This window comes from Flavobacterium sp. (genome assembly GCF_035299245.1).
Taxonomy (GTDB): domain Bacteria; phylum Bacteroidota; class Bacteroidia; order Flavobacteriales; family Flavobacteriaceae; genus Flavobacterium.
Genome location: NZ_DATGWY010000004.1, coordinates 236,410 through 261,865, shown reverse-complemented (window position 1 = coordinate 261,865; position 25,456 = coordinate 236,410). Strand labels below are relative to the sequence as shown.

The window sequence follows — 25,456 nt, the reverse complement described above, 5'->3', positions numbered from 1 at the left end:
TAATTATTCGCAGTCTTGCTATGTGTCGTCCAAAACATATAATGGCAAGGCTGTTTTTTTACATATGAATTCGAATCACTTCTTCTCTTTTAAATAGAAATAATGATAAATTCCATATAAATACATCAGGCCAATGAGTATTTTACAATAAAGTGCTGATTTTGATAGTAGAACCACTACCAAACAAATGGTAATATAGGCGTATAATCCTTTCATCTTAAATGGCTTTTATGAATGAAAGGTAAAGTTAAGCTGCAGATGGTTAACTTAGGTAAGCAAAAAGTGTATTTTTAAACTCAGATTAATCCTTGTTTTCGGGCTTCTCTCAAAATATCTTCGTCGCTTCCTTTATCAATTCCTAATAGGTCTTTAATCATTGATTTTCGCTTGTCTATGGCGCTTTTTGATAGGTGAAGTTCCTCTTGTATGTTTTTAGTTTTAACGCCTTGAGAAAGCAGGTAAATGATTTGACGGTTATAGTGATCAAAAATTTTATTTCCAATAACCATTTCTTTTTTGCATCGCAACACTGTAGAAGTATAGTAATTCTCGCCACTCATCAATATATCAAAAGCGACTAAAAACTCTTCCGAAGTAAAATCACTTTTTACTAAAAGCCCTTCGGGTTTACTTTCATTTAAAATTCGATACAAAAGAATCGTCTCTGAATGAGAAGTAAGCATGACTACTTTTGATTTTGGGGAATAGTGGCGAACAATTGGAATTAAATCTTCACCTGTTTTAAGTCCTTTTTCAAGGTATTCGGGCAATGTATAATCAACTAAAACGGCGTCAAATTGAATTTCTCGTTTGGAATCAGTGAGGATTTTGTAGGCAGACTCTAAGCAATTGGCAGCGGTAACGTTAATAATGTATCCGGATTTGTTAAACGATAAAATCGATTTGTATCCTTCAATAATGGGCATGTGGTCGTCGACAATTAATAAATTTACGTGCATATAACTAATTTTTGAACTATAAAATTAGCAAAAAAACCATAGCTTTTATATTTCTAAGTAATTTCCTGAAGCAATGGTGTTGATAATGGCGTCAATGTTTTCTTTGTAGGATTTTGAAAACGGAAGTTTCGTAGTGGTATCTTTAATGTGGCAAACGGCATTTCCGGTGTGAATTCGGGAAACGTAATCAATATTGACAATATAGCTGTTGTGAATGCGAACAAAAGGATATTTCAAGACGCTTTCAAAATGCTTCAATGTTTTAAAAGCAGTGATCATTTCGCCACTGGCCAAGTGAATGTCGGTCGAATTATTATCTGCTTGAAGATAACATACATCGTTGGCGTTGATGTATCGGTAATCTCCATACGATTTCACACAAATGGTAAGCGGCTTATCCTTTGAATTGACATTGGAAAACGTAACTTCTGAATTATTTTTATCTTCAGCGTTCAGCTGAACAACATCTAGTTTTTCTTCTAAATCCGTCGCCTCGTCAGATACAATTTCGACTGGTTCAATAATCACATGATCGGTTGTTTCTTCGTTATCGAAGTTGGAAATGGATTCTTCAATTTCAGTTTCGATTTCTTTTTCCGAACTAATAGCAGAGACTATCGGTGAAACCGCATTGAAATCACGATTCAAACGGGCAATAGTCTTACGGAATTCTTTCTGTTCAACGGGTTTAATCAAATAATCGTAAACACCGTGTTTGATGGCATCAAAAGCCGAATCGCTGTTGCGTGACGTTATAATAACCTTCGGAATTACGGGAAAATAACGGTACAACTCGTTGATAAAACCCAATGATAAATTAGAATCTTTATCTTCTGGATTAATCTCTAAAAAGATGAAAGCAGGATTTTTCTCCAGAACGCAATCCATTCCGTCTTCGTAATTTGTAGCGGTACCAACACAAGAAAAGTTTTGAAAACTTTCAGCGATAGCCTTAGTCTTCAAAACCGTGTTTTGATTGTCGTCTATAATTACAAAAGTAAAATTTCTATTCAATTGCTATCCTGGTTTGAGGCTAGCAGAAGTAGAGTTTTGTTTAATTTTTTTAATTGGTAGTTTGGGGAGAACTAACAAATTTCTGTCTGAATTCTGTACTAAAATAGAAGAATTAACTCATACAAAAAGCATTTACTAAGCGGATTTTTCAACAAATAGTTGAACGGATTAAAAAACTCGACCAATTACTCGAATTGCTCGCTAATAATGGAATTACTTAATTGATTACGATTGAATTATGAACAATAAAAAGCAAAAAAGTAACTATTTCATTTTTCGTATTACAAAATAGCGATATAGGAAATCTTTAATTTAACCATAAAACATTATTAGATAGATAATTACACCTTAAAATTGATTTTTATTTTTTAAAAAAATAGGTGTTTTGAAAGCATTTTATTTTTACTACTTTTGCTCTAACGGATTTAGAGTTGCTCAAAGAGGAATTTTCTCTAGCAGTTATAAAATCAAAACAAACTTTATTACTCTATTTACAAATAGCGATATGGGAATTACAAAAACATTTGGTTTTGCCTTTAGAATCAACGAAATGGCGGATATTTTAAAAGCTCTTGGAAATCCGGCGCGATTGAAAATAATTCAGTTACTGATGAGCAATCCGAAAAGTACTTGTGGCGATTTTTTAGAAATGTTGCCTTTGGCTCAATCAACTGTTTCAAAACACTTATCCGAATTGAAAAGGGTAAAGCTAATCAAAGGTAAAAACGTGGGTAATAACATTTACTATTCGCTCAATGAAAAAACATGGCAACGTGTAAAAGATTTTGTATTGAGTGAGATTGTTCCGAGCGAAGAAGAAAATTAGACCCAAATTTCACGAATTTTCACAAAATCAATAAAATAAAAAATTCCATTAAGAAGTTTAATGGAATTTTTATTTGTACAAATTTGTATTTTAAACTATTTTGTTCTCATCAACCAGTTTCGCATTGAAACTTCTTCATTGATGATTCCTCTTAAATCAGAAATTTTAACGCGGTCTTGTGCCATAGAATCGCGGTGACGAATGGTTACGGTTTGATCTTCTAATGTTTGATGATCTACTGTAATACAAAACGGCGTTCCTAATGCGTCTTGACGACGGTAACGTCTTCCAACCGCATCTTTCTCGTCATAGGCTACATTGAAATCCCATTTTAAATCGTCGATGATGCTTTGTGCTACTTCAGGTAAACCATCTTTTTTTACTAAAGGTAGAACTGCTGCCTTAGTTGGTGCTAAAACGCTTGGAAGTGATAAAACTGTTCTCACAGATCCATCTTCTAAGGTTTCTTCTTTCAACGAAGTTGCAAAAACTGCTAAGAACATACGATCCAAACCAACTGAGGTTTCCACTACATAAGGAACATAGTTTGAGTTTGTTTCGTTATCAAAATACTGTAATTTTTTACCTGAATATTGTTCGTGTGCTTTCAAATCGAAATCGGTTCGTGAGTGAATTCCTTCTAATTCTTTAAATCCAAAAGGAAAATTGAACTCAATATCAGCTGCAGCGTTGGCGTAATGTGCTAATTTTTCATGGTCGTGGAAACGGTAATTTTTTTCACCTAATCCAAGAGATAAATGCCATTTCAAACGTGTTTCTTTCCAGTATTCGTACCATTTCATTTCTTCGCCTGGTTTAACAAAGAATTGCATTTCCATTTGTTCGAATTCGCGCATACGGAAAATGAATTGTCTGGCTACGATTTCGTTACGGAATGCTTTACCCGTTTGAGCGATACCAAAAGGTACTTTCATTCTACCCGTTTTTTGTACGTTTAAGAAATTGACGAAAATTCCTTGAGCCGTTTCTGGACGAAGGTATAAATCCATGGCGTTTTCGGCTGAAGCTCCGAGTTTGGTTCCGAACATTAAGTTGAATTGCTTCACGTCGGTCCAATTGCGTGAACCCGTTTCTGGATCAGCAATTTCCAATTCTTCGATTAAGGCTTTTACGTCTTCCAAATCGCCCGAACCTAATGATTTCCCCATGCGTTCTAGAATTTCTCTTTCTTTAGAAAGATATTCCATCACACGTGGATTGGTTGTTTTGTATTGCTCTTCATCAAAAGCGTCGCCAAAACGTTCACGGGCTTTTTCGATTTCTTTTTTTGCTTTCAGGTTTAATTTTTCGGCGTAATCCTCAATTAAAACGTCGGCTCTGTATCTTTTTTTCGAATCTTTATTGTCAATTAACGGATCGTTGAACGCATCAACGTGACCTGAAGCTTTCCAAGTAGTTGGATGCATTAAAATTGCCGCGTCTAGACCGACAATGTTTTCGTGCATTTGCACCATTGCTTTCCACCAGTATTCGCGGATGTTCTTTTTGAGTTCAACACCGTTTTGTGCATAATCGTAAACTGCACTTAATCCGTCGTAAATTTCGCTTGACGGAAAAATAAATCCGTATTCTTTTGCATGCGAAACTACATTCTTAAATATATCGTCTTGTTTTGCCATAATGGTGCAAAAATATAAAAAGTGATAGTAAAAAAAGAACTAAATGTAGAATTGTAAGTTAGTTTTTTCTATTTTTATGCTATTCAAAGCCATTTAGTATGTTTACAAGCCTAATTAATCTGTTCTATCCCAGAATTTGCGCTGCTTGCGACGGTTTTTTACTTCAAGACGAAAAAGTAATTTGTACACGTTGCCGTCATGAAATTCCGCAGACGCACCATTACCTCAACCCTAATAATGAAGCATTTTCAAAATTTTACGGAAAAATTCCGGTTGAATTTGCCTTGGCGATGTTCTATTTTCATAAAATGGGACGCGTTCAAGAAATGATTCACAAATTGAAATACAAAGGTCATGAAGAAATTGGCACTGCGATTGGGTTTTGGTTTGGGGAAGAATTAAAACAATTTGAACCCATTAAAGATATTTCGTGTATTGTTCCCGTTCCGTTGCATCCTCGAAAGTTGAAAGAACGCGGTTACAACCAAGTGAGTAGTTTTGGGAAAGCATTGTCGGAAAGTTTGAATGTTCCGTTTGATGAATCGATATTGATTCGGAATTTCTACACCAAAACCCAAACCAAAAAGAACCTTTTGGGTCGAACCGAACTGGCCAAAAACCTGTTTGATATATCTAATGACATATCGCTAAATGGCAATCATATATTATTGGTGGACGATGTGATTACTACTGGCTCTACACTTGAAATTTGCAGTAGAGCATTATTAAAAATTCCGAATGTAAAAGTGAGTATTTTGTGTATGGCGATGTCACAGTAGCGATAGAAACCTAACAGGTTATTGAAACCTGTTAGGAGTGTTTTAGCCCTGACTGAAAGGGAAAGCCACTGCAGCGCAAAACCTATTTTTTAACAGGCAAAAAGAGCGACTGCAAGAAGCTACTTTTGGACTGATTAAAAAAAGGTTTTGCGAAAAGTGCTTGTACTGTAAGGCAGGAAATAGCTCCTAAAAAATCAATTTCAATGACAATAGCAAAGATCAAAACAGCAAAGAATTATAATTTATAGGCTACAAACTAGTGATCGAAGACGGCTTTGTTGTATTAATTTAATGATAAAATATTTCGATTAGAGAAATTATAATTGTTATTTTGTGCCTGTTAACCCATTAGTATGCGAAAATCACTTTTTTCTGTTTGTATTATTTTGGCCATTGTAATTGTGAGTTGTGCCAAAAAAGGCTCTATTACGGGTGGTTTAAAAGATACTTTGGCGCCAGAAATGCGAAGTAGTTTGCCTAAAAATGGCGCTACCAATTTTAACGGAAAGGAAATCAAGTTGTATTTTAATGAATACGTAAAATTGAAAGACGTAAGCAAGCAATTGATTGTTTCGCCTCCGATGGAACGAAAACCGGAAGTGTTGCCTTACAACGCGAGTAAATTTATTACTATTAAATTGAAAGATACTTTGCGTCCTAACACCACTTACAGTTTTAATTTCGGACAAAGTATACAAGACAACAACGAAGGAAATCCGATCAATCAGTTTAAATATGTTTTTTCTACAGGAAGTTATATTGATTCGCTGACAATTGGCGCTAAAATTAAAGATGCGATTGAGGTAAAATCGCCCACTTTTGTTTCGGTGATGTTGTATGAAGTGAATGATCAATTCAATGACTCGACGATTTATAAGGAAGTTCCGCGATACATATCGAATACTTTGGATGGTGTTGCGGCTGCAAAATTGGAAAATCTCAAAGAGGGAAAATACCGTTTAATTGCCCTGAAAGACGCAAACAACAACAATAAATATGATCCGAAAACAGATAAAATTGGGTTTATAAAAGACTTAGTCACGATTCCGAATGACACTATTTTTGAATTGGAATTGTTTAGTGAACAACCCAAATTCAAAGTATTCAAGCCGACTCAAGTTTCTGGGAATTGCATGGTGATTGGTTACGAAGGAAATCCGAAAGATGTAGTTGTGGATGTAACTAAAAACGGCACTTTTGTTCCTTCTACGGTAACTAAACTTCCGAAAAAAGACTCGTTGCAAGTTTGGTTTCCACCGATGAAAAATGACTCACTGGCGGTTGCTGTTACTCAAAATAACTACAAGAATAATTTTGTGATTAAAATAAAAGACCAGAAGAAAGATTCATTGTCTTTTAGTAGTCCAACTGTTGGTGATTTAGCCTTTAGAGAGCAATTTACCATCAACTCTACTACTCCACTTGTATCTATTGATAACACCAAAATCAATCTTTTGGATAAAGATTCGGTTAAAGTTTCTTTTACCACGCGTTATGACAATTTCAACCAACAAGTGCTTTTTGATTTTGAAAAGCAACCCTTGCAGAAATACAAAATGCAAGTACTGCCGGGCGCTTTTAAAGATTTTTTTGAACATAAAAATGACACACTTAATTATGCTTTTTCCACACGAAACACCAGCGATTATGGTAATTTGAGAATTCCCTTAGAAAACATCAATCGTTATCCTTTGATTGTTGAAATAACTAGCGATAAAGGTGAAGTTTTGGAAAGTGCTTATTTGGAAAAAGGCAACAGCGTCTTTTTTGATTTGATTGAACCTAAAAAATACACCCTTCGTATCATTTACGACGATAACAAAAACAAGGTTTGGGATGCCGGAAATTATATAGAAAAACGGCAATCAGAAGAAGTAATTTATTTTCCGAAAGAAATTGATGTTCGCGCCAATTGGGATGTGGAGCAACCGTTTGATTTGAAAATTATAAAGTGACACTTCGACAAGCTCAGTGTGACAGCAAAAAATTATCTCTATCGTTTAAAAAAGCCAACTTACTTCGGGTTTCAATTAGTTTTTCTTTGTCAAATTCAACGATAAAAATTCCTTCTGTTTCTTGTGGTTCTTGGATGTGATTGCCCAAGAAATCAACCGCTTGTGAATGGCCGACGTATTCTAAATTGTTTTCATCTATGCCAACTCGATTCACACCAATTGCATAACTCATATTTTCAACAGCGCGCGCTTTGAGTAAAATATCCCAAGCGTTGACGCGTGGTTCGGGCCAATTGGCTACGTAGATTAATACATCATAATCCTCCACATTTCGAGAAAAAACAGGAAAACGCAAATCGTAACAAATGAGTGGACAAATTTTGAAACCCTTGTAATCCACAATCATTTTGTCTGTTCCCGAAGTATAGACTTTGTCTTCGCCTGCTAAAGTAAATAAGTGTCGCTTGTCGTAATGTTGAATTTCACCTGATGGAAATACAAAAACCAATCGGTTGTAATAGTTGCCGTTTTCTTGTATAACCAAACTTCCAATAATGGCACAACTTTTTCTGTTTGCTATTTCTTTCAACCATGAAATCGTTTCACCTTGCATGGTTTCGGCAACGTTTTGTGGATGCATGGTAAAGCCCGAAGTGAACATTTCGGGCAACACAATCAAATCGACATATTGCGAAATAGAGTTTATTTTATCCGATAGATAAGCTCTGTTTTCATTGGGCTTTTCCCAGAATAATGGGGTTTGTATTAAGGCTATTTTCATGTTTTTTTTGAAAAACCCTTCAAGAGTTTAAAACTATTGAAGGGTTGATAAATTATTTAATTGTTATTTCATCAATAAAAATATAGGCATCGCCATCATATGGATAACCCAAATGCCATGCAGGTAACTTACCATAATTGTAGGCTTTTACTTTGATGTAACGAGCAGACGGAATTGCTTTCTTTGAATCAAATGATTGAGTAGTACTTTCATCGTGCTTTGGATCTATTTTATTGGTAATAGTTTCCACTAAATTAAAATTGATGTTATCATTTGAAATGTAATATTCTACTTTGGTTGGCATTAAAATCCACGAACGTTGATCTTGTAAAAAATTCGCACTTATTGATTGAATTGGCGAATTTTCTTTTCGGTCAATAACACATTCAAAATCCTGCTTTTGATAACCTTGCCAATCGCCTTTACGCCAGTTCTCGGTGCCGTGAATTCCATCTAATAAACCGTCTGAACCGCCAGCGTGGTATTGTGGATCGTATTTCGATTGGATTTCAATACTATAGTTATTGGGTTTTTTAAAGAATTGTGCTGAAATAGTATCACTTATTTTTCCATGTCCGTTGTTAGAATAAAATTTTATCGTAGATGTTTCTTTTAAAACCAACTCCTTATTAAACATTTCAAACTTTTTATCGTTGATGCTGTAAAAATATTCAGTTGCTTTGTCAAACGAATCAAAATTGACACTCATTTTATCTTTAAACGATTTGCTTTCGGCTTGAATTACGGGAACAGGAACAATTGCTTCTGTTAATTTCGGTTGAACACCATTTTCTTTTGCTTTGGAAATTCCTAGTTGTGATTTGTTAACTTTCTCCGTTAGCTGTTCCGTGGTTCCATTTTCAAATTTAATTGTAACCTCATTAAAATAAGGTTGGGTCTGAATCCACTCAGGCTTTCCTGGTGTAACTGAATAGATTCCCATCGAACTCAAAACATACCACGCGCTCATTTGACCACAGTCTTCGTTGCCTATCAATCCGTCGGGCGCGTTTTTGTAGAAATTATCTAAAATGTATTTTACTTTTTCGTTGGTTTTTTCAGGTTTGCCGATGTAATTGTACAAATAGGTCATGTGGTGACTTGGTTCGTTTCCGTGAGCGTATTGACCAATTAAACCCGTTACGTCTACTTGTTCACGACCCGTTGTTTTGCTTTCGCTGTTGAACATTTCGTCGAGTTTGGCTTCAAATTTTGCTGCACCGCCGTAGGCCTCAATCATGCCCGGAATGTCTTGAGGCACAAAAAACGAATAATGCCAACTATTACCTTCAGTAAAATTATTGTTGATTTCTTTTGGGTCGAAGGGTTTGTCCCAACCGCCATTTTTCTTAGGTCGCATGAATCCGGTATTCCAATCGAAGACGTTTTTCCAACTTTGAGAACGTTTCATGAAATAGTCGTAGTCTTCTTTTTTGTTGAGAATTTTAGCCATTTGAGCAATACACCAATCGTCGTAAGCGTATTCAACAGTTTTAGAAACACTTTCGTGTTCGTCGTCCATCGAAATAAAACCTTGTTGTTTGTAGGCTTTTAAACCCAAATGATCGAGCATGGCTGAATGTTTGGCGGCTTGGAAGGCTTTTTCGTAGTCAAAACCAGTGATTCCTTTTGCCATTGCATCGGCCATTACGGAAACCGAATGATACCCAATCATACAATCGGTTTCATTGGATGCTAGTTCCCAAACAGGTAATCGTCCGCCTTGTTCGAATTGTTTGATGAACGTATTAATGTAATCGGAAGTACGCTTTTTATCAATCAACGTATACAAAGGATGCGCGCCACGAAATGTATCCCAAAGTGAAAATACCGAGTAATAATCGAATCCTTCGCCGTTGTGAACTTTATTATCACGACCGCGGTATTTTCCATCGATGTCTTGAGCAATATTGGGTTGCGACATGGTATGATACAAAGCTGTATAAAAAATAGCCAATTTATCTTTATCGGTTTCAGTAATTTGGATTTTGGATAATTCTTTGTTCCAAAGTTGTTCGGCTGCTTTTTTTACCTGAGCAAAATCCCAGCCTTTGATTTCAGAACTGTTTAGTTTTGCACCTTCGTAACTGGTTGGAGAAAGCGCTACTTTGATTAAAATTTGCTCGCCTTTTTTGACTTGTTTGGAAAAACTTATTGCTAGCTGTGTACCTGAAAAAAAAGTATCAGTTGTTTTGGCAGGAACAAATCCGATGGTGCGCAGTTTGTTGATTTGCATCGGAACATTGAATTCAATTTGAGCGTATACGTATTGATCTTTGGCCCAAGCTTCACTTCTACGAAGGATTTGAATGGTTTTACTATTGATGATTTTCACATCGCCATATAGCAATTTATCTCTATGGTTTAAATCGAGTATAATGTTGGCTTGACCTGCATTATTAAAGGTATACTGATGAAAACCAACACGAGTTGAAGCTGTTAAATTGACATCGATATTGTGTTTGTCGAGTTTTACCGAATAAAATCCGGCAGTCGCTTTTTCATTGGCATGTGAAAAGCTGGAGGCGTATTCTTTTGGAGCTAAATTGGGTTCGCCCATGGTTGGCATCAGCATGATGTCGCCATAATCGGTGCAACCGGTTCCGTTTAGGTGTGTGTGTGAAAATCCGTAGATGAGTTTGTCGTCGTAGTGGTAACCTGAACAACCGTCCCAACTGCCATCGATGCGGGTATCAGGCGAAAGTTGTACCATTCCGAATGGTGTTGTTGCTCCAGGATACGTATGACCATGACCGCCTGTTCCGATGAACGGATTGACGTATTGTGAATAATTTTGGCTGAAAACAGCTACTGAAAACAGTAAAAAAGTGGAAAGAAGTACTTTTCTCATAATGTATAAATGAAGTTCAAATATAGTAAATTTTGCGTTAAGGATGGAAGTGAAAAGCCCACAGCAAGGAGGAACGACGAAGCGAGGACTTGCAACGAACAGCCTGACGCAGTTGCCAAGAAATTGCTGTTTATAATAACCGAATTGCTGCAACTGTGGAACGCCCATATCACTACAATCATTTTTAAATAAAAAACCCTCTCAGAGTTTGGAACTCTAAGAGGGTTGGATAACTGTAGTATTATTTTATTTCATACTCGCCGCTAAATATTCGCGGTTCATGCGAGCGATGTTTTCAAGTGAAATTCCTTTTGGACATTCGATTTCGCACGCACCAGTGTTGGTACAATTTCCGAAACCTTCTTCGTCCATTTGGCGCACCATGTTGAGTACACGTTGCGTAGCTTCTACTTTTCCTTGTGGTAAAAGCGCGTATTGCGATACTTTAGCACCTACAAATAACATAGCAGAACCGTTTTTACAAGTCGCTACACAAGCACCACAACCGATACATGCGGCTGCTTCGAAGGCTTTGTCGGCATCGGCTTTTGGAATTGGAATGGCGTTGGCATCCATAGTTCTACCCGAAGTATTCACGGATACGAAACCACCGGCTTGTTGAATTCGATCAAAAGCACTGCGATCAACCACTAAATCTTTTACTACAGGAAACGCTTTACTTCTCCATGGTTCGATGAAAATGGTATCGCCATCGTTGAATTTTCTCATGTGCAATTGACACGTTGTAGTTCCAGTGTCTGGTCCGTGTGCGCGTCCGTTGATGTACAACGAACACATTCCGCAAATTCCTTCACGACAATCGTGATCAAAAGCGATTGGTTCTTGTTGTTGATTGATCAGTTGTTCGTTCAATTGATCGAGCATTTCGAGGAATGAACTATCGGTAGATACATTATCTAATTTGTAATCGACCATTTTCCCTTTTTCTTTAGCGTTTTTTTGACGCCAAACTTTAAGGTTGATATTGATATTTTTTTTAGAAGCCATCTCTTTATTATTTATAATTTCTAGCTGCAATTTTGATAAACTCGTATTTCAATTCTTCTTTGTGAAGTTCGGCTTTGCTGATGTCGTTGCCTTTGTATTCCCAAGCACCAACAAAAGAGAAGTTTTCATCGTCACGGAGTGTTTCTCCTTCTTCGTCTTGGTATTCTTCACGGAAGTGTCCACCGCAGGATTCGTTGCGTTGTAATGCATCCATAGCCATTAACTGACCTAAATCGATGAAATCGGCTACGCGCAGTGCTTTTTCCAATTCAGGATTCAATTCGTCTGCGCTTCCTGGAACGTACACATCGTTGTAAAATTCTTCTTTAAGAGCAGCGATTTCAGAAATGGCTTGTTTTAAACCTTGTTCGTTGCGCGCCATTCCTACTTTGTTCCACATGATTAAACCTAATCGTTTGTGGAAATGATCTACTGATTTCGAACCTTTATTGTTGATGAATTTTTCGATAGTAGATTTCACATTGTTTTCAGCATCGATGAATTCTTGTGAATCCGTTGAGATTTTACCCGTTCTGATATCATCGGCTAAATAATTGGAAACTGTGTAAGGTAATACGAAATACCCATCTGCCAAACCTTGCATCAAAGCAGAAGCTCCTAGACGATTGGCACCGTGATCAGAGAAATTGGCTTCACCAGCAACAAAACAACCCGGGATAGTAGATTGTAAGTTGTAGTCTACCCAAACGCCACCCATAGTATAGTGTACCGCAGGGTAAATTTTCATTGGTGTTTCGTAAGGATTTTCGTCGGTGATTTTTTGGTACATAGTAAACAAGTTACCGTATTTTTCTTCCAACCATTGTTTACCTAATTTGGTAACTTCTTCTGGCGTTGGATTGTGATTTCCTTTGGCGTATGCCGCTTGTTTCCCTTTGTTTTGCACTTCGGTTGAGAAATCCAAGTAAACACCTTCGTTGGTATCGTTGGCTTCGATTCCGAAACCTGCATCACAACGCTCTTTGGCTGCTCTTGACGCTACGTCACGCGGCACTAAGTTACCGAATGCTGGGTAACGTCTTTCTAAGAAATAATCTCTATCTTCTTCAGCGATTTGTGTAGGTTTTAATTGGCCTGCACGAATGGCTTCTGCATCTTCTTTTTTCTTTGGCACCCAAATACGGCCTGAGTTACGCAGTGATTCTGACATCAACGTCAATTTAGACTGATTGACACCGTGAACCGGAATACACGTTGGGTGAATTTGAACGAAGCACGGATTGGCGAATAAAGCACCTTGTTTGTGTACTTTCCAACCTGCCGTTACGTTACTTCCCATCGCGTTAGTAGAAAGGAAATACACATTTCCGTAACCTCCAGAAGCGATGATGACAGCGTGTGCTGAATGACGCTCCAGTTCGCCAGTAACTAAATTACGAGCGATGATTCCACGTGCTTTACCGTCTACTTTTACCAAATCGAGCATTTCGTGACGGTTGTACATTTTAACACGACCCAAACCAATTTGTCTTGATAAAGCGGAATAAGCTCCAAGCAATAGTTGTTGTCCGGTTTGTCCAGCAGCGTAGAATGTACGTTGTACTTGTGTTCCACCAAACGAACGGTTGTCTAATAATCCTCCGTATTCACGAGCAAAAGGAACACCTTGCGCCACGCATTGGTCGATGATGTTTCCGGAAACTTCTGCTAAACGGTGAACGTTAGCTTCACGTGCACGGTAATCTCCACCTTTGATTGTATCGTAAAACAAACGGAAAATACTGTCTCCGTCATTTTGGTAATTTTTAGCAGCATTGATTCCTCCTTGCGCGGCAATTGAGTGCGCACGACGAGGTGAATCTTGATAGCAAAATGCTTTTACATTGTATCCCATTTCACCAAGAGAAGCAGCAGCTGAAGCACCCGCTAATCCGGTTCCAACCACAATAATATCAATTTTAGGTCTGTTGTTGGGAGCAACTAATTTTAAATGATCTTTATAATCGGTCCATTTCTTTGAAATGTGTCCTTCTGGTATTTTAGAATCTAATTTCATAGATATTAATTGTTAAAATGATGAAATAATGCGATGAAAATGAATCCGAAAGGAACTATAATCGCAAATGCGTATCCTAATTTGTGTAATGACTTTGAGAATTTGTTGTTGAAACCAACGGATTGGAACGACGAGTTGAATCCGTGCCATAAGTGTAATGACAACAAGATGAACGACACACAATACAATCCGGTGCGAATTGGATCTTCAAATTTATGCACCATTTCCCAATAGTAGCGGGTTTCGTCGATTGGCATTTGATCTACGTATTTGTACATCATTTCTGGAATCCAGAAGTCGTAGAAGTGTAATCCTAAAAAAGCCAGCACTACAATTCCTGAAATAATCATGTTTCTTGAGGCCCAAGAAGAGTTGGCAGCACCGTCAAATTTAGCATACTGAACCGGTCTTGCTTTGCGATTTTGGAGTTCTAAAACGAATCCCATTACAAAGTGAAAAACAACTCCAGCTATCAAAATCGGTTGCATCACAAACTGAATCAAACCGTTATTTCCCATAAAATGAGAAAACTCGTTGAAGGTGTCTTGGTCGATAACAGAAATAAAATTAATAAAGAAGTGAAGTGATAAAAAGGAAATTAAAAAAAGTCCAGAAAGTGCCATGGCGACTTTCCTAGCAATGGACGAACTCAATAAAGTAGATTTTGCCATATTTTTGAATAATTTGTTTAAAAAAATCAAACAAAAATACAGCTATTTGATATTAACTACAACCTTTTCGCAGTAATTTATAATCAATTTAAAGTGAGTTTAACAGTTGTTGATTATCAGTAAATTAAAAGGTAGTTTTTCAACAAAAAAACTAAACAAAATTATCGGGTATAGGTCGGAATCAAACCTCTTAATCCCATATCAACAACCGTTTCACCTAAACTTGGTTCGTATTTTCCGTTGTTGTTTCCATCAATCCATTCGAAACTTTTATTAGTTGATAATGATAGGGTTACAACAATGTCTTTTTTCTCATTGTCACCAATTACCAACGGCTCAAAGAAATTACCCGTAACCACACAAGAACCGTCTGGAATTGGAGATGTGTTCCAAAGCGGATTGGGAACGGTTGTTGCTCCAACTGGCGCTTGACCAAAAGTAGCATAATCGAAATCGTTCAAAGCAAAAGCCCAATAACCTTGTAATTTATTGGAATTGACATCAAAAGTATGTGTACCAATGTTGAACGAACCGATGTAGGTGTTGTAACCCACAAAACTCGCTAAAGTTCCGGTATAATCCGTTCCGGCTTCACGCACCGAAATTTGATAATTTTGATACGAAAGTGAGACTCTCATCCAACGGTATGTTCCGGGTTGAACATAACGAAGCGGAACCTCGATAAAAACTTCATCATCGGCTACAATTTTGGCCTGACTGAAGTCGATGGCTGTTGCACCACCAACCGAAGTTTCTGGTCCGTGGTACAAAACCTGACCTTGACCTAAAAGCGTAGTATTCAAAGGCGCCATTTCGATATAATTGGAAGAAATTCCATTAAAAATAGGCGATTGCCCAGCATGGCCTGGAGGAATTGCGGCAATTTGTCCTAAATTATTCAGTCGTGCTTGAGTGGGGTCGAGTTTGAATTTGAAAATTAATTTTGGTTCGCCCAAAGTATCATCCGAATCTTCACAAGAAACAAATGAAACTGCAAAAACAAACAATAAAACTAAGTTGACTATCTTTTTCATTTTGAGAACTCTATTTGTATTTTTAACTTTTTTGTTGTATTTCGGTTCAAAAGTAATTAAAAAACTGATTTGTAGTGGATCTAATACGTTTTAGTTGCATCTTCATCAATAACGAGAATAAAATCGGCTTTATTGTAATGTTCATTTTCTAATTTGGAAAGGTCTTTTTGCTCAACAGTAGCAATAGTAATGATTTTTAAATCGGGATTTTGTTGTAAAAGATACCAACTGATTCCTTCAAAATTATCGGAGTGATAGGTTCCGTTATAGTGGATAAAAACGCTATTGTCTTTCAGATTTTTATAGATGAAATAACCCATGGTAGCATCTTTACTGGCTTGTGCTTTGGGCATATTCGGACTAGTGTGTTCGCCCATCATTTTCATCATTTCGACATAACCCGGTAAATTGGCGTCGTACGGAATTGGTTGTGGTGCAATCCATGATTTTTCCTCATCGGTAAGTGTTTCCATGGCTTCAAAACCTTTTTTGGAAACCATCGAAGCGTATCTTCTGGGAATGTTAGTAGCAATGAATGTGATGTTATTGTCTTTGGCAAAATCAACCAAAGGTTTGTAATCGGTTTTATAATTGGGCCACAATCGTGCCGTTGAATCCAATTGCTTTTGATTGATTTCGCCTTTCAAATACGCATTCAATTGCTTTTGATTATCGGCTTCGAGCATTTCTGCTCCCAAAACTACTGGTTTTTTCTCGGCAACATCTTTGGTCAATTCGAGTTGCAACCAATGCACTATCGAATTATTATGGTATTCACCAAAAAGCACTACTTGTGTATTCAAAGTTGCCTTTAGTAATTTTGTGTAGGTCGTTTTCTTTCCGTTTTTATCAAATAATTGGTAGGCTTTTTTGTCTTGTGCAACTACTGAAAACACAAAGAAACAACTGAGTACTAGTAGACTTTTTTTCATCTTAACTCTTTTTAGATTCTTCAATTACCAACGATTCTGATTCTTTAAAATCACTACTCTGAACCGTAACAGTATACTTATCTGCTGGTAAATAATACTTCTTATTCTTGGCTTCTTTGATTCCGATTTTCTTGTCTTTTCTTACCCAACTATCAGCATCATTTTTAGATAATGTGCAATCGTATTCTACTTTATTAATGCCTTTTTTAGCGGCAATTTTTTGCGAATAAACAACCGCTTTTTTGCTGTTTTCAATCGTAAGATTCACTTCTTTATCTGAATTGGAATAGAACCAAATTGTAGTTTTGGGCTCGATTGGCTTTCCCCAAGCGTACCCTTTTTGTCCCCAACGTTCTGATTTAGTTTTGCTCGCGATACCATACAAATGCAATTCTTTTTTAGCAACAACAGGTTGCAAATCTTGTAGTTTTGAAATATCAACTTTGTATAATGAACGTCCGTGAGTTCCAACAATCAATTCGTTGGCTTTGATTTGAATGACCAAATCGTGAACCGCAACTTTGGGCATTCCGTTGGAAAATTCTTGCCATGAATCACCTTTATCAAAAGAAACGTACACATTGTTATCGGTTCCTACAAAAAGCAAATTTTCGTTGGTTTTGTCTTCTACAATTACATTTACAGGATGATTAGGAAGGTTTGAAATGCGCTTCCACGTTGCACCAAAATCCTCTGAAACATAGACATAAGCTGTAAAATCATCATTGCGATATCCGTTTAAAGTTGCGTAAACTCTTTCTTTTTTGTGAGCCGATGCAACTACCCGTGAAACCCACAAATTTTGAGGTAAATTTCCTGAAATCAATTGCCATGAATTCCCACTGTCTTTAGAAACGTGAATGTTACCATCATCGGTTCCAACGTACAACAATCCGAATTGAAATGTACTTTCTGAAATAGTCGTTATAGTTCCGAATGCCACATTACCTTCTACTTTTCCTTTAGTCAAATCAGGTGAAATTGCTTCCCATTTTTCGCCTTGATTCATTGAACGATGCAAAAAATTAGAACCAAAATACAGTATGTCTTGGTTGTGTGAAGACAATAAAATAGGTGTTTGCCAGTTATAGCGAAAAGCTTCGTCGTCTTTTTTGGCTTTTGGAGTTATTGGTTCTGATGTATTTTTGTTTAAATCATAACGGTAATAATTTCCAAATTGAAAACCAGTGAATACAATATTTGGGTCGCGTTTGTCGATTTGTACTTGCATTCCATCGCCACCTAAAATTTCTTGAAACGGATACTTCCCTTCTTGCTGCCAAGCGCGATTGTGACTGTAATCATTTGGTCCAAACCAAACGCCGTTGTCTTGCAAACCGCCATAAACATTATAGTTTTCTTGATAATCGACATTCACGGCATAAAATTGCCCAACTGCTTGATTGTTGCATTTAATCCAATTTTCACCGTTATCAAAAGTGATGTTCACTCCACCATCATTTCCGTTGATGATGTGATTCGGGTTTTTCGGATTTACCCAAGTAACGTGATGATCGGCATGAACGTTTTCTTTACTAATAGCTTTAAAAGTAGCGCCACCATCTTCAGAAAACAGCAACGGAACACCACCAATGTACACTCGATTCGGATTTTGACTGTCAACCGTTATATTGGCAAAATAATAGCCATAGCTATAGTACATATCGTCAATGAAGTCTTTGTTTTTCTTTATCCAAGTGATTCCGCCATCGTTAGATTGATAGAGTTCACAACCAATTACTTCAGTGTCAAAAAGAGCTGAGTTGGCGTCTTTAGGCTTTTCTTTTTTGGCGGATGGACGAAGGTTTTGATTGTCGACAACAGCATAAATATTCTTTGAAGTGACTGCAAAAAGCCCGATTCTTCCCACTTTCTCGCCTGCAGGAAAACCCGAATTTGGAGTAGAAATCAATTGCCAAGTGGCTCCAGCATCGGTGCTTTTATAAATTCCAGAACCTTCACCGTTGCCTTTGAAATTCCACGCTTTCCGGTCTTTTCGCCAAGCAGCAGCGTATAGAGTATTGAAGTTATCCGATACTACAGCAACATCTATTATTCCGGTTTCATCGTTTACAAAAAGAGTTTGTTTCCAGGTTTTTCCGCCATCGATGGTTTTGTAAATGCCACGTTCGTTATTTTTGGAATACAAATGACCTACAACTCCAACTATAATTTCGTTGGTATTTTTCGGATTGACTCTGATTCTACTGATGTGATGACTTTCGGGTAAACCTAAATTTTCCCACGTTTTTCCTTTATCGGATGATTTTAAAACTCCGATTCCTGAATACGATGAGCGCGACGAATTGACTTCACCTGTTCCGACCCAAATTGTTCCTGAATTCCAATCGACGGTTACAGTACCACAATTCAATGTTTCTGCCGAATCCATTATGGGTGAAAAACTCGTCCCATTGTTGTTGGTATACCAAACTCCGCCCGAAGCGTAGGCCACATAAAACTCAACAGGGTTTTCGGGATTCACAGCCAAATCGACTACTCGACCACTCATTATGGTTGGACCAATGCTTTTGAATTCGACCGAATCCAATGAGTAATTCTGCGCTGTAATCGACTGAATAACTAGAAATAGCAACCAAAAACTCTTTTTCATGTTTTGAAATTTTTTATAAAAATATTGTTTTCAAGGCATTCTTAAAAACTATTCGCACAAAAAGAATATTTTTGTTTTGAAATTATCATTACAATGTCTGCTTCATCAAAAAATCAGTTTCTGACTTTTGCGCTTAGTTTTTTGGATTCGAATTCCGATTCGTTGACTCAATTAATGGAGAAAGCCATTGCATCTTTTTCGATTTTAGAACTGAAGAAAAACGACTATTTTGTCAAAGAAAATGAAGTGTGTACTTATTTCTGTTACGTTGAAAGTGGGATTTTACAACATTCAATACTGATTGAAGGAGAAGAAAAAACATCGTATTTGGCATTGAAAAACTCCGTTACTTCATCATTGAATAGTTTTCTTTTTCAGAAACCATCGCGAAAAAGTATCAAAGCGATTGCGGACACTCAATTGTGGGTTGTTGATTTAAAAACATTCAAAGAGTTAATCTCAAATAACGAAGCCTTTCATCAATTTTATTACAATTTAATCGAAAAACAAATCTGTTTGATTGACGATTACCGCATTGACTTACTGACACTAACTCCGGAAGAACGCTACAAAAAACTACTCACCAACGAACCTAAATTACTACAAGAAGTTCCGCTGCATTATTTGGCTTCTTTTTTAGGAATTTCCAACCGACACATGAGTCGTATTCGCAAGAGCATTTTATAGAATAGCAACTAATTCACTGATTTTTTTATTAATTATTAGTAACTTTTAATCTGTGAATCTGCGGTCATACAAAATAACGCCATTTGGCTACTTCAATAGTCGCAATATTCACTAATTTTGATGTATTAATTTATAATTATCTTATAATCTGAACTATGAAATACCATCCAATAGACCGTGATTTATTCATCAAAAACAGAAGAAAATTTACTGCGCAGATGAAACCCAACAGTGTTGCTGTATTTAATTCGAACGATATTTATCCGGTTTCGGCCGACAGTACGTTGCCTTTTGCACAACACCGGGATATCTTTTATTTATCGGGAGTGGATCAAGAAGAAAGTATTTTGTTGCTTTTTCCTGACGCACCTTACGAGCATTTGAAAGAAATTCTTTTTCTAAAAGAAACCAACGAACACATTGCCATTTGGGAAGGCGAAAAACTGACCAAAGAGCGTGCGTTTGAAGTAGCCGGAATCAAAACAGTAATCTGGCTTCAGGATTTTCATAAAACCTTGAAGGAAATCATGGCCTATGCTGACACAATTTACATCAATACCAATGAGCATTATCGTGCTACCATTGAAACAGAAACCCGTGAAGCGCGTTTTGTAAAATGGTGGAAAGAAAATTATCCGGCACACAAAGTAGAAAAATCGAATCCTATATTGCAACGTTTGCGTTCGGTAAAAGAAAGTGAAGAAATTGATTTGATTCAAACCGCTTGTGATATTACCGAGAAAGGCTTCCGTCGCATTTTGAATTTCGTAAAACCGAATGTAATGGAATACGAAATTGAAGCCGAATTTGCGCACGAATTTTTACGCAATCGTTCCAAAGGATTTGCGTACACACCAATTATTGCTTCGGGAAATAATGCGAATGTGTTGCATTACATTGAAAACAATCAACAATGTAGAGAGGGCGATTTGATTTTATTGGATGTGGGTGCTGAATATGCTAATTATTCAAGCGATATGACGCGTATGGTTCCGGTTTCGGGACGTTTTTCAGAACGACAAAAAGAAGTATACAATGCGGTTTTACGTGTAAAAAATGAAGCAACAAAAATGCTAGTTCCAGGCACTTTATGGAAACAATACCATGTAGAAGTGGGGAAAATAATGACTTCTGAATTACTTGGCTTGGGATTGATTGACAAAGCCGATGTGCAAAACGAAAACCCTGATTGGCCAGCGTATAAAAAATATTTTATGCACGGAACATCGCACCACATGGGATTGGACACGCACGATTATGGTTTGCTACACGAACCGATGAAAGCCAATATGGTGTTTACTGTTGAACCTGGAATTTACATTCCGGCGGAAGGTTTCGGAATTCGTATTGAAGACGATATGGTGATTCAGGAACAAGGCTCGGCGTTCAATTTAATGCGCAACATTCCGATTGAAGTGGATGAAATTGAGGCGATAATGAACCAATAGTCTTCAGAAGGCAGAGTTTAAAAAGACGACTTACGGAAGTAGGTCGTTTTTTTTAACACTAGGGATTTTCTCAACCAAAATAGCTTCTCCTTTTTTATCAAAATACGCACACGTCATTTGATCCATAAGAACCGCCCATTTTTCGATGCCTGATTTGGCGCAATCGTTCAAAAATGTCAAGTAATCCGTTTGGCCTTGTTGGTGCGCTTTTAAATCCGATTTGAACTGTTCAGCATTGCATTCATCAGCAATAATTAAGGTTTCTGTAAAACCATCTGACGAAATTGAAAAGTCATTTTCCCCTTTATAATTAGTATGGTTGTCTGATACAAAAGTCTCAAAAGACGTTACGCCAAGATCAATAATATCTTGCATGTACTTTGGGAAATCGGCACCGCTTTTTACTTTAGAATGGGCTTCGTGAATTTGTTGGAGTGTGAACATGGTTTTTGTTTTATTAAATAGAAACTAGATTTTTTGTAAAAATAAGTTGTTTTATTCAACCATAAAAGACACAAAAGTTATTACACTCAATTGGCACACTTTCTTTTGTTTCTTTAGTGGTTCAAAAAAATTAAAGTCATAGTTTTGCGCTAATGAAAACAACCGTCTACAAAAACACCAAAATCTCCTATACCGACCAAGGAAAAGGAACCGCGATTGTGCTGTTGCATGGTTTCTTAGAAAATCAGAGCATGTGGAATGCCTTTGTGCCTGAGTTTTCTAAGAAATTCCGTGTGATTACGATTGATTTGTTAGGTCACGGTCAAACCGAATGCTTGGGTTATGTACATTCTATGGAAGACCAAGCCGATATGGTTCACTCTGTTTTGCACGAATTGAAAGTCAGAAAAGCAGTTTTAGTTGGTCATTCGATGGGCGGATATGTAGCATTGGCTTTCGCCGAATTGTATCCGGATGCGATGAAAGGTTTGGTATTGTTGAATTCGACTTCGCGAGCTGACAGTGACGAACGTAAAATTAATCGCGATCGTGCAATCGTTGCTGTAAAGCAAAACTACTCGGCTTTTGTTCGGATGAGTATTGCCAATTTGTTTAGCGAAGACAATCGCGAACGTTTATCCGAAGAAATTGAAAAAGTAAAACTGGAAGCTTTAAAAACGCCGTTACAAGGAATTGTTGCTGCTTTGGAAGGCATGAAAATCAGGAAAGACCGCGAAGTGATTTTGCATTTTGCGCCGTATCCGATTCAGTTGATTTTGGGTAAAAAAGACGGTGTTTTGATTTACAACGACAATTTAGACCAAATTGAAGGCACAAAAGTACAGCTCACTAGTTTTGAAGACGGACACATGAGTCACATTGAAAATCAAGATGAATTGATGAAAGTGTTGATGGATTTTTTTAAAAAGATTTAGTTCTAACAGCGAAGACACTATGGTTTACGCAAGATTCTTCAAAACTACAATTTCTCTGTAAACGGAATTTCTTCGTTCATGATTTCTGCCAATAACGCTACTACTTGTTCGAGGTAATTTTGCATCACTTCTTCAGAAATAATCGAAATTACATCTTTACCTTCTTTAACCGTAAAAGGTAAAAATCCAGATTTAAGGTTTTTGAAGGATAGAATTCCAGCTTCCATTTCGCGACCTTTTAATTCATTTTCAAACATAAAAGCGTAGGCCAAAACTTGAATGATTTTGTCGTTTTTAATGTCGGTGGTCAACCCATTCCAATGTTTGAGTGTAAGACTTCGTTGTTCTACTTTTCCTGTTTTATAATCGATGATTCGGATTCTTCCATTACGGTATTCCACACGATCTAAATTACCTTTAATCAGAACTGGAAATGGCAATGTTGGATGTTCTAATAAGCGTTCGTAATTGTGTTCTAAGGCAATGATTTGAATTTCGTCACCGCTTTCAATTGAAGCCAATTCTTGGTTTAAAAAATTGGTTACATTTTGCTTAGCAACTTCAAAAGCCAACAGATTTCTTCCTTTTTTTATCTCGCCTTCTTTATAAACCAATTTGAATTGTGTGAGCGTTTCTTCGTCTACTTTTTTCAGGCAATTTTGAATGTCTAAAACGGTAATCAATCGACCTATTAAAGGTTTGTACAATTCTTCTAAGGTTTTGTGAATGATGGTTCCAAGCGTGTTAACGGCGATATTCTCTTCCACTTCATCTACTTCAGAAATGCGTAAAACTCGCTGGAAATAGAACTGTATTGGATTTCGGATGTAAGTAGTTAACGACGATGGTGAAAAGCCTTTTTCTGCAATTTCGCGTAAGCGTACCATTACTTTATCCGTTTTTGGAACACTTACTAATTGGTACGCAATATTAGGTACAATCGGATTGTAATATTCAAATGTTGTGTTGTGTTTTTTGGGTTGTTCCACTTCCAATTGAGTAATGAAGCGGCTTTTTTCGGCAGCATCATAACCATCGGAATCGGAATTATAAATGAGGTATACATTTTTGGCTCTTTGCAACAAATGATAAAAGTGGAAGGCAAAAATGGCGTCTTTCTCTTTATAGGTTGGCAAACCGTATTCGACTTTGACATCATAGGGAAGAAAAGAATTCATGCTCTTTCCTGAAGGCAATTTCCCTTCGTTGACAGAAGTGATAATCACCGTTTCGAAGTCGAGTACACGGCTTTCTAAAACACCCATAATTTGAAGTCCGTTGAGTGGTTCACCTTCAAAAGAAACTTCGGCCTCATCAATCACCTGTTTGTATATGGCGTAGAGATTGTCAATCGTATCAATAGAGGAATTTTCGACCTCAATAAAATAGTTTTTAAGTTTGTTGATGACCTTAAAAACGGAATAGATGAAAGCACGGGTGATTTTTTCTTCTTCCGAATTGGATTCGAGTTTGGATTTAATCACCAATAAGATTTGCGAAAGTTGATCGAGCACTTTATTGGCAGGGAAATTCCACTGATTAAAAATCAAATCGAATAGTTCATTTTCTGAATTGTAAAGCTCTTTAAGCTTTTTTAAAGTGATGAAAGTGTAATTATTGAAATTGATTTTAGTAACCAATTCATTAGATTGAATATTGGGTTCCAGTAATGGATGATTGAGAATTTCGAGTACTTCTTTATAGTAAAAAACGTAGTTTTTAGGATCTTTATTCAAGGCATTAGTATGCATCTTAAATAATTTAGAAACGAGCAATTGTGCTGGGTTGTTTTTACTCGAAAAACCCATAGTAATATTGAGTGCATCCACTTCATTTGGAAGTGAGTGTAAAACGGGAAGCATTAAGTTCTCGTCGGCAAGAACTACTGCTACATTTTGGAGGTTGGTATTGCCTTCTGAAATGCGTTCACTGATAATTTCACCTACAATTTTGGCTTGCCCAATCGATTTTGAAGTACTGATAATGTGAATGTTTTTTTCTTCTTGATACTGATTGAAAATCCACTCATAAGGATTCGATTTATAATGAGGCCAACTCGATTTGATTTTGCGTTGAAACAAACCAGCATCGTGTTGAAAATCGTTTAAAAAAGTTGCATCAATATCCCAATAAACTGTTGCTTTTTCACAAGCCAAAAGGTGTTGAATAATTCGTTCTTCGGCTTGATTCAAGGCATTAAACCCAGCAAAAATAATGTGTTGGGAATTGGACAGTTGATTGGAAAAATGATTGACATTCTCTACTGCTTCGCGGTAAATCAAACCTTGATAACCTTTGCCTTGGCTGAGTAAACAATCGTAAAGTGAATGGTAGTACTCGGGTAATTTCTTCCAGAATTTTAAATGCTTTTCGATTAAATCCGTGCGTTGTTCGATAGAAACCGACCAATGTTCGATTTCTTTGATGTTTTCGAGGTAGTTGAGAATCTTATCGGGATCTAATAAATACCGATCAATTTCATTAAAATCTTGCAAAAGTGTTTTAGCCCAATTGGCAAATACATCAAATGTTTCTTTGGGTTCATCGTCATGGATTTCGAGATAAACCTGATAAAACTGAAAGAGAAGTTCAATAGAATCTAATGTTCGAATACCAGCGATATCTTGAATAAAATCTTCTATACTAATAATATCGGGAGAAAAAAGCGTTGTAGAAGTTGCTTCTTTCAATTCATTTAATAAAAAAACTTTGGCTCTTTTGTTGGGCAAAACCACTAACAAATCGGAACTATTTTCCGAATGATTCAGCAGTATCTTCTGAGCCAGTTGATTTAAAAAAGAGGTGTTTAACATAGTATATAAAAATAAAAAAACGCCCCGAAATATCGGGGCGTTTTCAGA

The 25,456-nt window shown here is 36.9% G+C and carries 19 protein-coding genes; 6 read left to right on the top strand and 13 right to left on the bottom strand.

The window, feature by feature from the left end:
• Positions 1–296 precede the first annotated feature (296 nt).
• Positions 297–959 (bottom strand): response regulator, encoded by a 663-nt coding sequence (locus VK161_RS02800; RefSeq protein WP_324213235.1) that lies wholly within the window; start codon positions 957–959, stop codon positions 297–299.
• A 45-nt stretch (positions 960–1,004) separates the two neighbouring features.
• The gene (locus VK161_RS02795) at positions 1,005–1,973 is read right to left on the bottom strand and encodes a LytR/AlgR family response regulator transcription factor (RefSeq protein ID WP_324213234.1); all 969 of its coding nucleotides are present in this window, start codon (positions 1,971–1,973) and stop codon (positions 1,005–1,007) included.
• A gap of 385 nt (positions 1,974–2,358) precedes the next feature.
• Here VK161_RS02795 and VK161_RS02790 point away from each other — a divergent pair, with 385 nt between their 5' ends.
• Entirely contained in the window at positions 2,359–2,799 is a 441-nt protein-coding gene (locus tag VK161_RS02790; RefSeq protein WP_324213233.1) for a metalloregulator ArsR/SmtB family transcription factor, read from the top strand.
• Positions 2,800–2,894: 95 nt separating this feature from the next.
• Here VK161_RS02790 and VK161_RS02785 read toward each other — a convergent pair whose 3' ends face one another.
• Positions 2,895–4,439, bottom strand: coding sequence for a glycine--tRNA ligase (locus VK161_RS02785; protein ID WP_324213232.1), 1,545 nt, complete (start codon positions 4,437–4,439; stop codon positions 2,895–2,897).
• 98 nt (positions 4,440–4,537) lie between these two features.
• On the opposite strand from VK161_RS02785, the gene VK161_RS02780 reads away from it, so the two are divergent.
• The gene (locus VK161_RS02780) at positions 4,538–5,218 is read left to right on the top strand and encodes a ComF family protein (protein WP_324213231.1); all 681 of its coding nucleotides are present in this window, start codon (positions 4,538–4,540) and stop codon (positions 5,216–5,218) included.
• A 353-nt stretch (positions 5,219–5,571) separates the two neighbouring features.
• Complete coding sequence (locus VK161_RS02775; protein WP_324213230.1) at positions 5,572–7,173, top strand: Ig-like domain-containing protein; 1,602 nt, start codon at positions 5,572–5,574, stop codon at positions 7,171–7,173.
• A gap of 13 nt (positions 7,174–7,186) precedes the next feature.
• Here the strand turns inward: VK161_RS02775 and VK161_RS02770 are convergent, their stop codons facing one another.
• The 8 genes from VK161_RS02770 to VK161_RS02735 form a co-directional block, all read right to left on the bottom strand.
• Positions 7,187–7,954 (bottom strand): nitrilase family protein, encoded by a 768-nt coding sequence (locus VK161_RS02770; RefSeq protein WP_324213229.1) that lies wholly within the window; start codon positions 7,952–7,954, stop codon positions 7,187–7,189.
• Between the two features lie 52 nt (positions 7,955–8,006).
• Positions 8,007–10,805 carry a GH92 family glycosyl hydrolase gene (locus VK161_RS02765; RefSeq protein WP_324213228.1) on the bottom strand — a complete coding sequence of 933 codons (2,799 nt, stop codon included), beginning with the start codon at positions 10,803–10,805 and terminating at the stop codon, positions 8,007–8,009.
• 246 nt (positions 10,806–11,051) lie between these two features.
• A complete protein-coding gene (locus VK161_RS02760) occupies positions 11,052–11,813 on the bottom strand; it encodes a succinate dehydrogenase/fumarate reductase iron-sulfur subunit (protein WP_324213227.1) in 762 nt (253 codons plus the stop codon).
• Between the two features lie 7 nt (positions 11,814–11,820).
• Entirely contained in the window at positions 11,821–13,830 is a 2,010-nt protein-coding gene (locus tag VK161_RS02755) for a fumarate reductase/succinate dehydrogenase flavoprotein subunit (RefSeq protein WP_324213226.1), read from the bottom strand.
• Positions 13,831–13,835: 5 nt separating this feature from the next.
• On the bottom strand, positions 13,836–14,501 hold the full coding sequence (locus VK161_RS02750; protein ID WP_324213225.1) for a succinate dehydrogenase cytochrome b subunit: 666 nt from the start codon (positions 14,499–14,501) through the stop codon (positions 13,836–13,838).
• 161 nt (positions 14,502–14,662) lie between these two features.
• Positions 14,663–15,535: a hypothetical protein gene (locus VK161_RS02745; RefSeq protein ID WP_324213224.1), complete on the bottom strand. Its 873-nt coding sequence runs from the start codon at positions 15,533–15,535 to the stop codon at positions 14,663–14,665.
• 80 nt (positions 15,536–15,615) lie between these two features.
• Positions 15,616–16,467: a ChaN family lipoprotein gene (locus VK161_RS02740; RefSeq protein WP_324213223.1), complete on the bottom strand. Its 852-nt coding sequence runs from the start codon at positions 16,465–16,467 to the stop codon at positions 15,616–15,618.
• A gap of 1 nt (position 16,468) precedes the next feature.
• Positions 16,469–19,081 (bottom strand): VPS10 domain-containing protein, encoded by a 2,613-nt coding sequence (locus VK161_RS02735; RefSeq protein ID WP_324213222.1) that lies wholly within the window; start codon positions 19,079–19,081, stop codon positions 16,469–16,471.
• Between the two features lie 93 nt (positions 19,082–19,174).
• Here VK161_RS02735 and VK161_RS02730 point away from each other — a divergent pair, with 93 nt between their 5' ends.
• Complete coding sequence (locus VK161_RS02730) at positions 19,175–19,768, top strand: Crp/Fnr family transcriptional regulator (protein WP_324213221.1); 594 nt, start codon at positions 19,175–19,177, stop codon at positions 19,766–19,768.
• A 155-nt stretch (positions 19,769–19,923) separates the two neighbouring features.
• Positions 19,924–21,216: an aminopeptidase P family protein gene (locus tag VK161_RS02725; RefSeq protein WP_324213220.1), complete on the top strand. Its 1,293-nt coding sequence runs from the start codon at positions 19,924–19,926 to the stop codon at positions 21,214–21,216.
• A 30-nt stretch (positions 21,217–21,246) separates the two neighbouring features.
• Here VK161_RS02725 and VK161_RS02720 read toward each other — a convergent pair whose 3' ends face one another.
• Positions 21,247–21,660: a DUF1398 domain-containing protein gene (locus VK161_RS02720; RefSeq protein ID WP_324213219.1), complete on the bottom strand. Its 414-nt coding sequence runs from the start codon at positions 21,658–21,660 to the stop codon at positions 21,247–21,249.
• A 152-nt stretch (positions 21,661–21,812) separates the two neighbouring features.
• Here VK161_RS02720 and VK161_RS02715 point away from each other — a divergent pair, with 152 nt between their 5' ends.
• Positions 21,813–22,595 carry an alpha/beta hydrolase gene (locus tag VK161_RS02715; protein WP_324213218.1) on the top strand — a complete coding sequence of 261 codons (783 nt, stop codon included), beginning with the start codon at positions 21,813–21,815 and terminating at the stop codon, positions 22,593–22,595.
• Positions 22,596–22,639: 44 nt separating this feature from the next.
• Here VK161_RS02715 and VK161_RS02710 read toward each other — a convergent pair whose 3' ends face one another.
• Complete coding sequence (locus VK161_RS02710; protein ID WP_324213217.1) at positions 22,640–25,408, bottom strand: PD-(D/E)XK nuclease family protein; 2,769 nt, start codon at positions 25,406–25,408, stop codon at positions 22,640–22,642.
• Between the last annotated feature and the right edge of the window lie 48 nt (positions 25,409–25,456).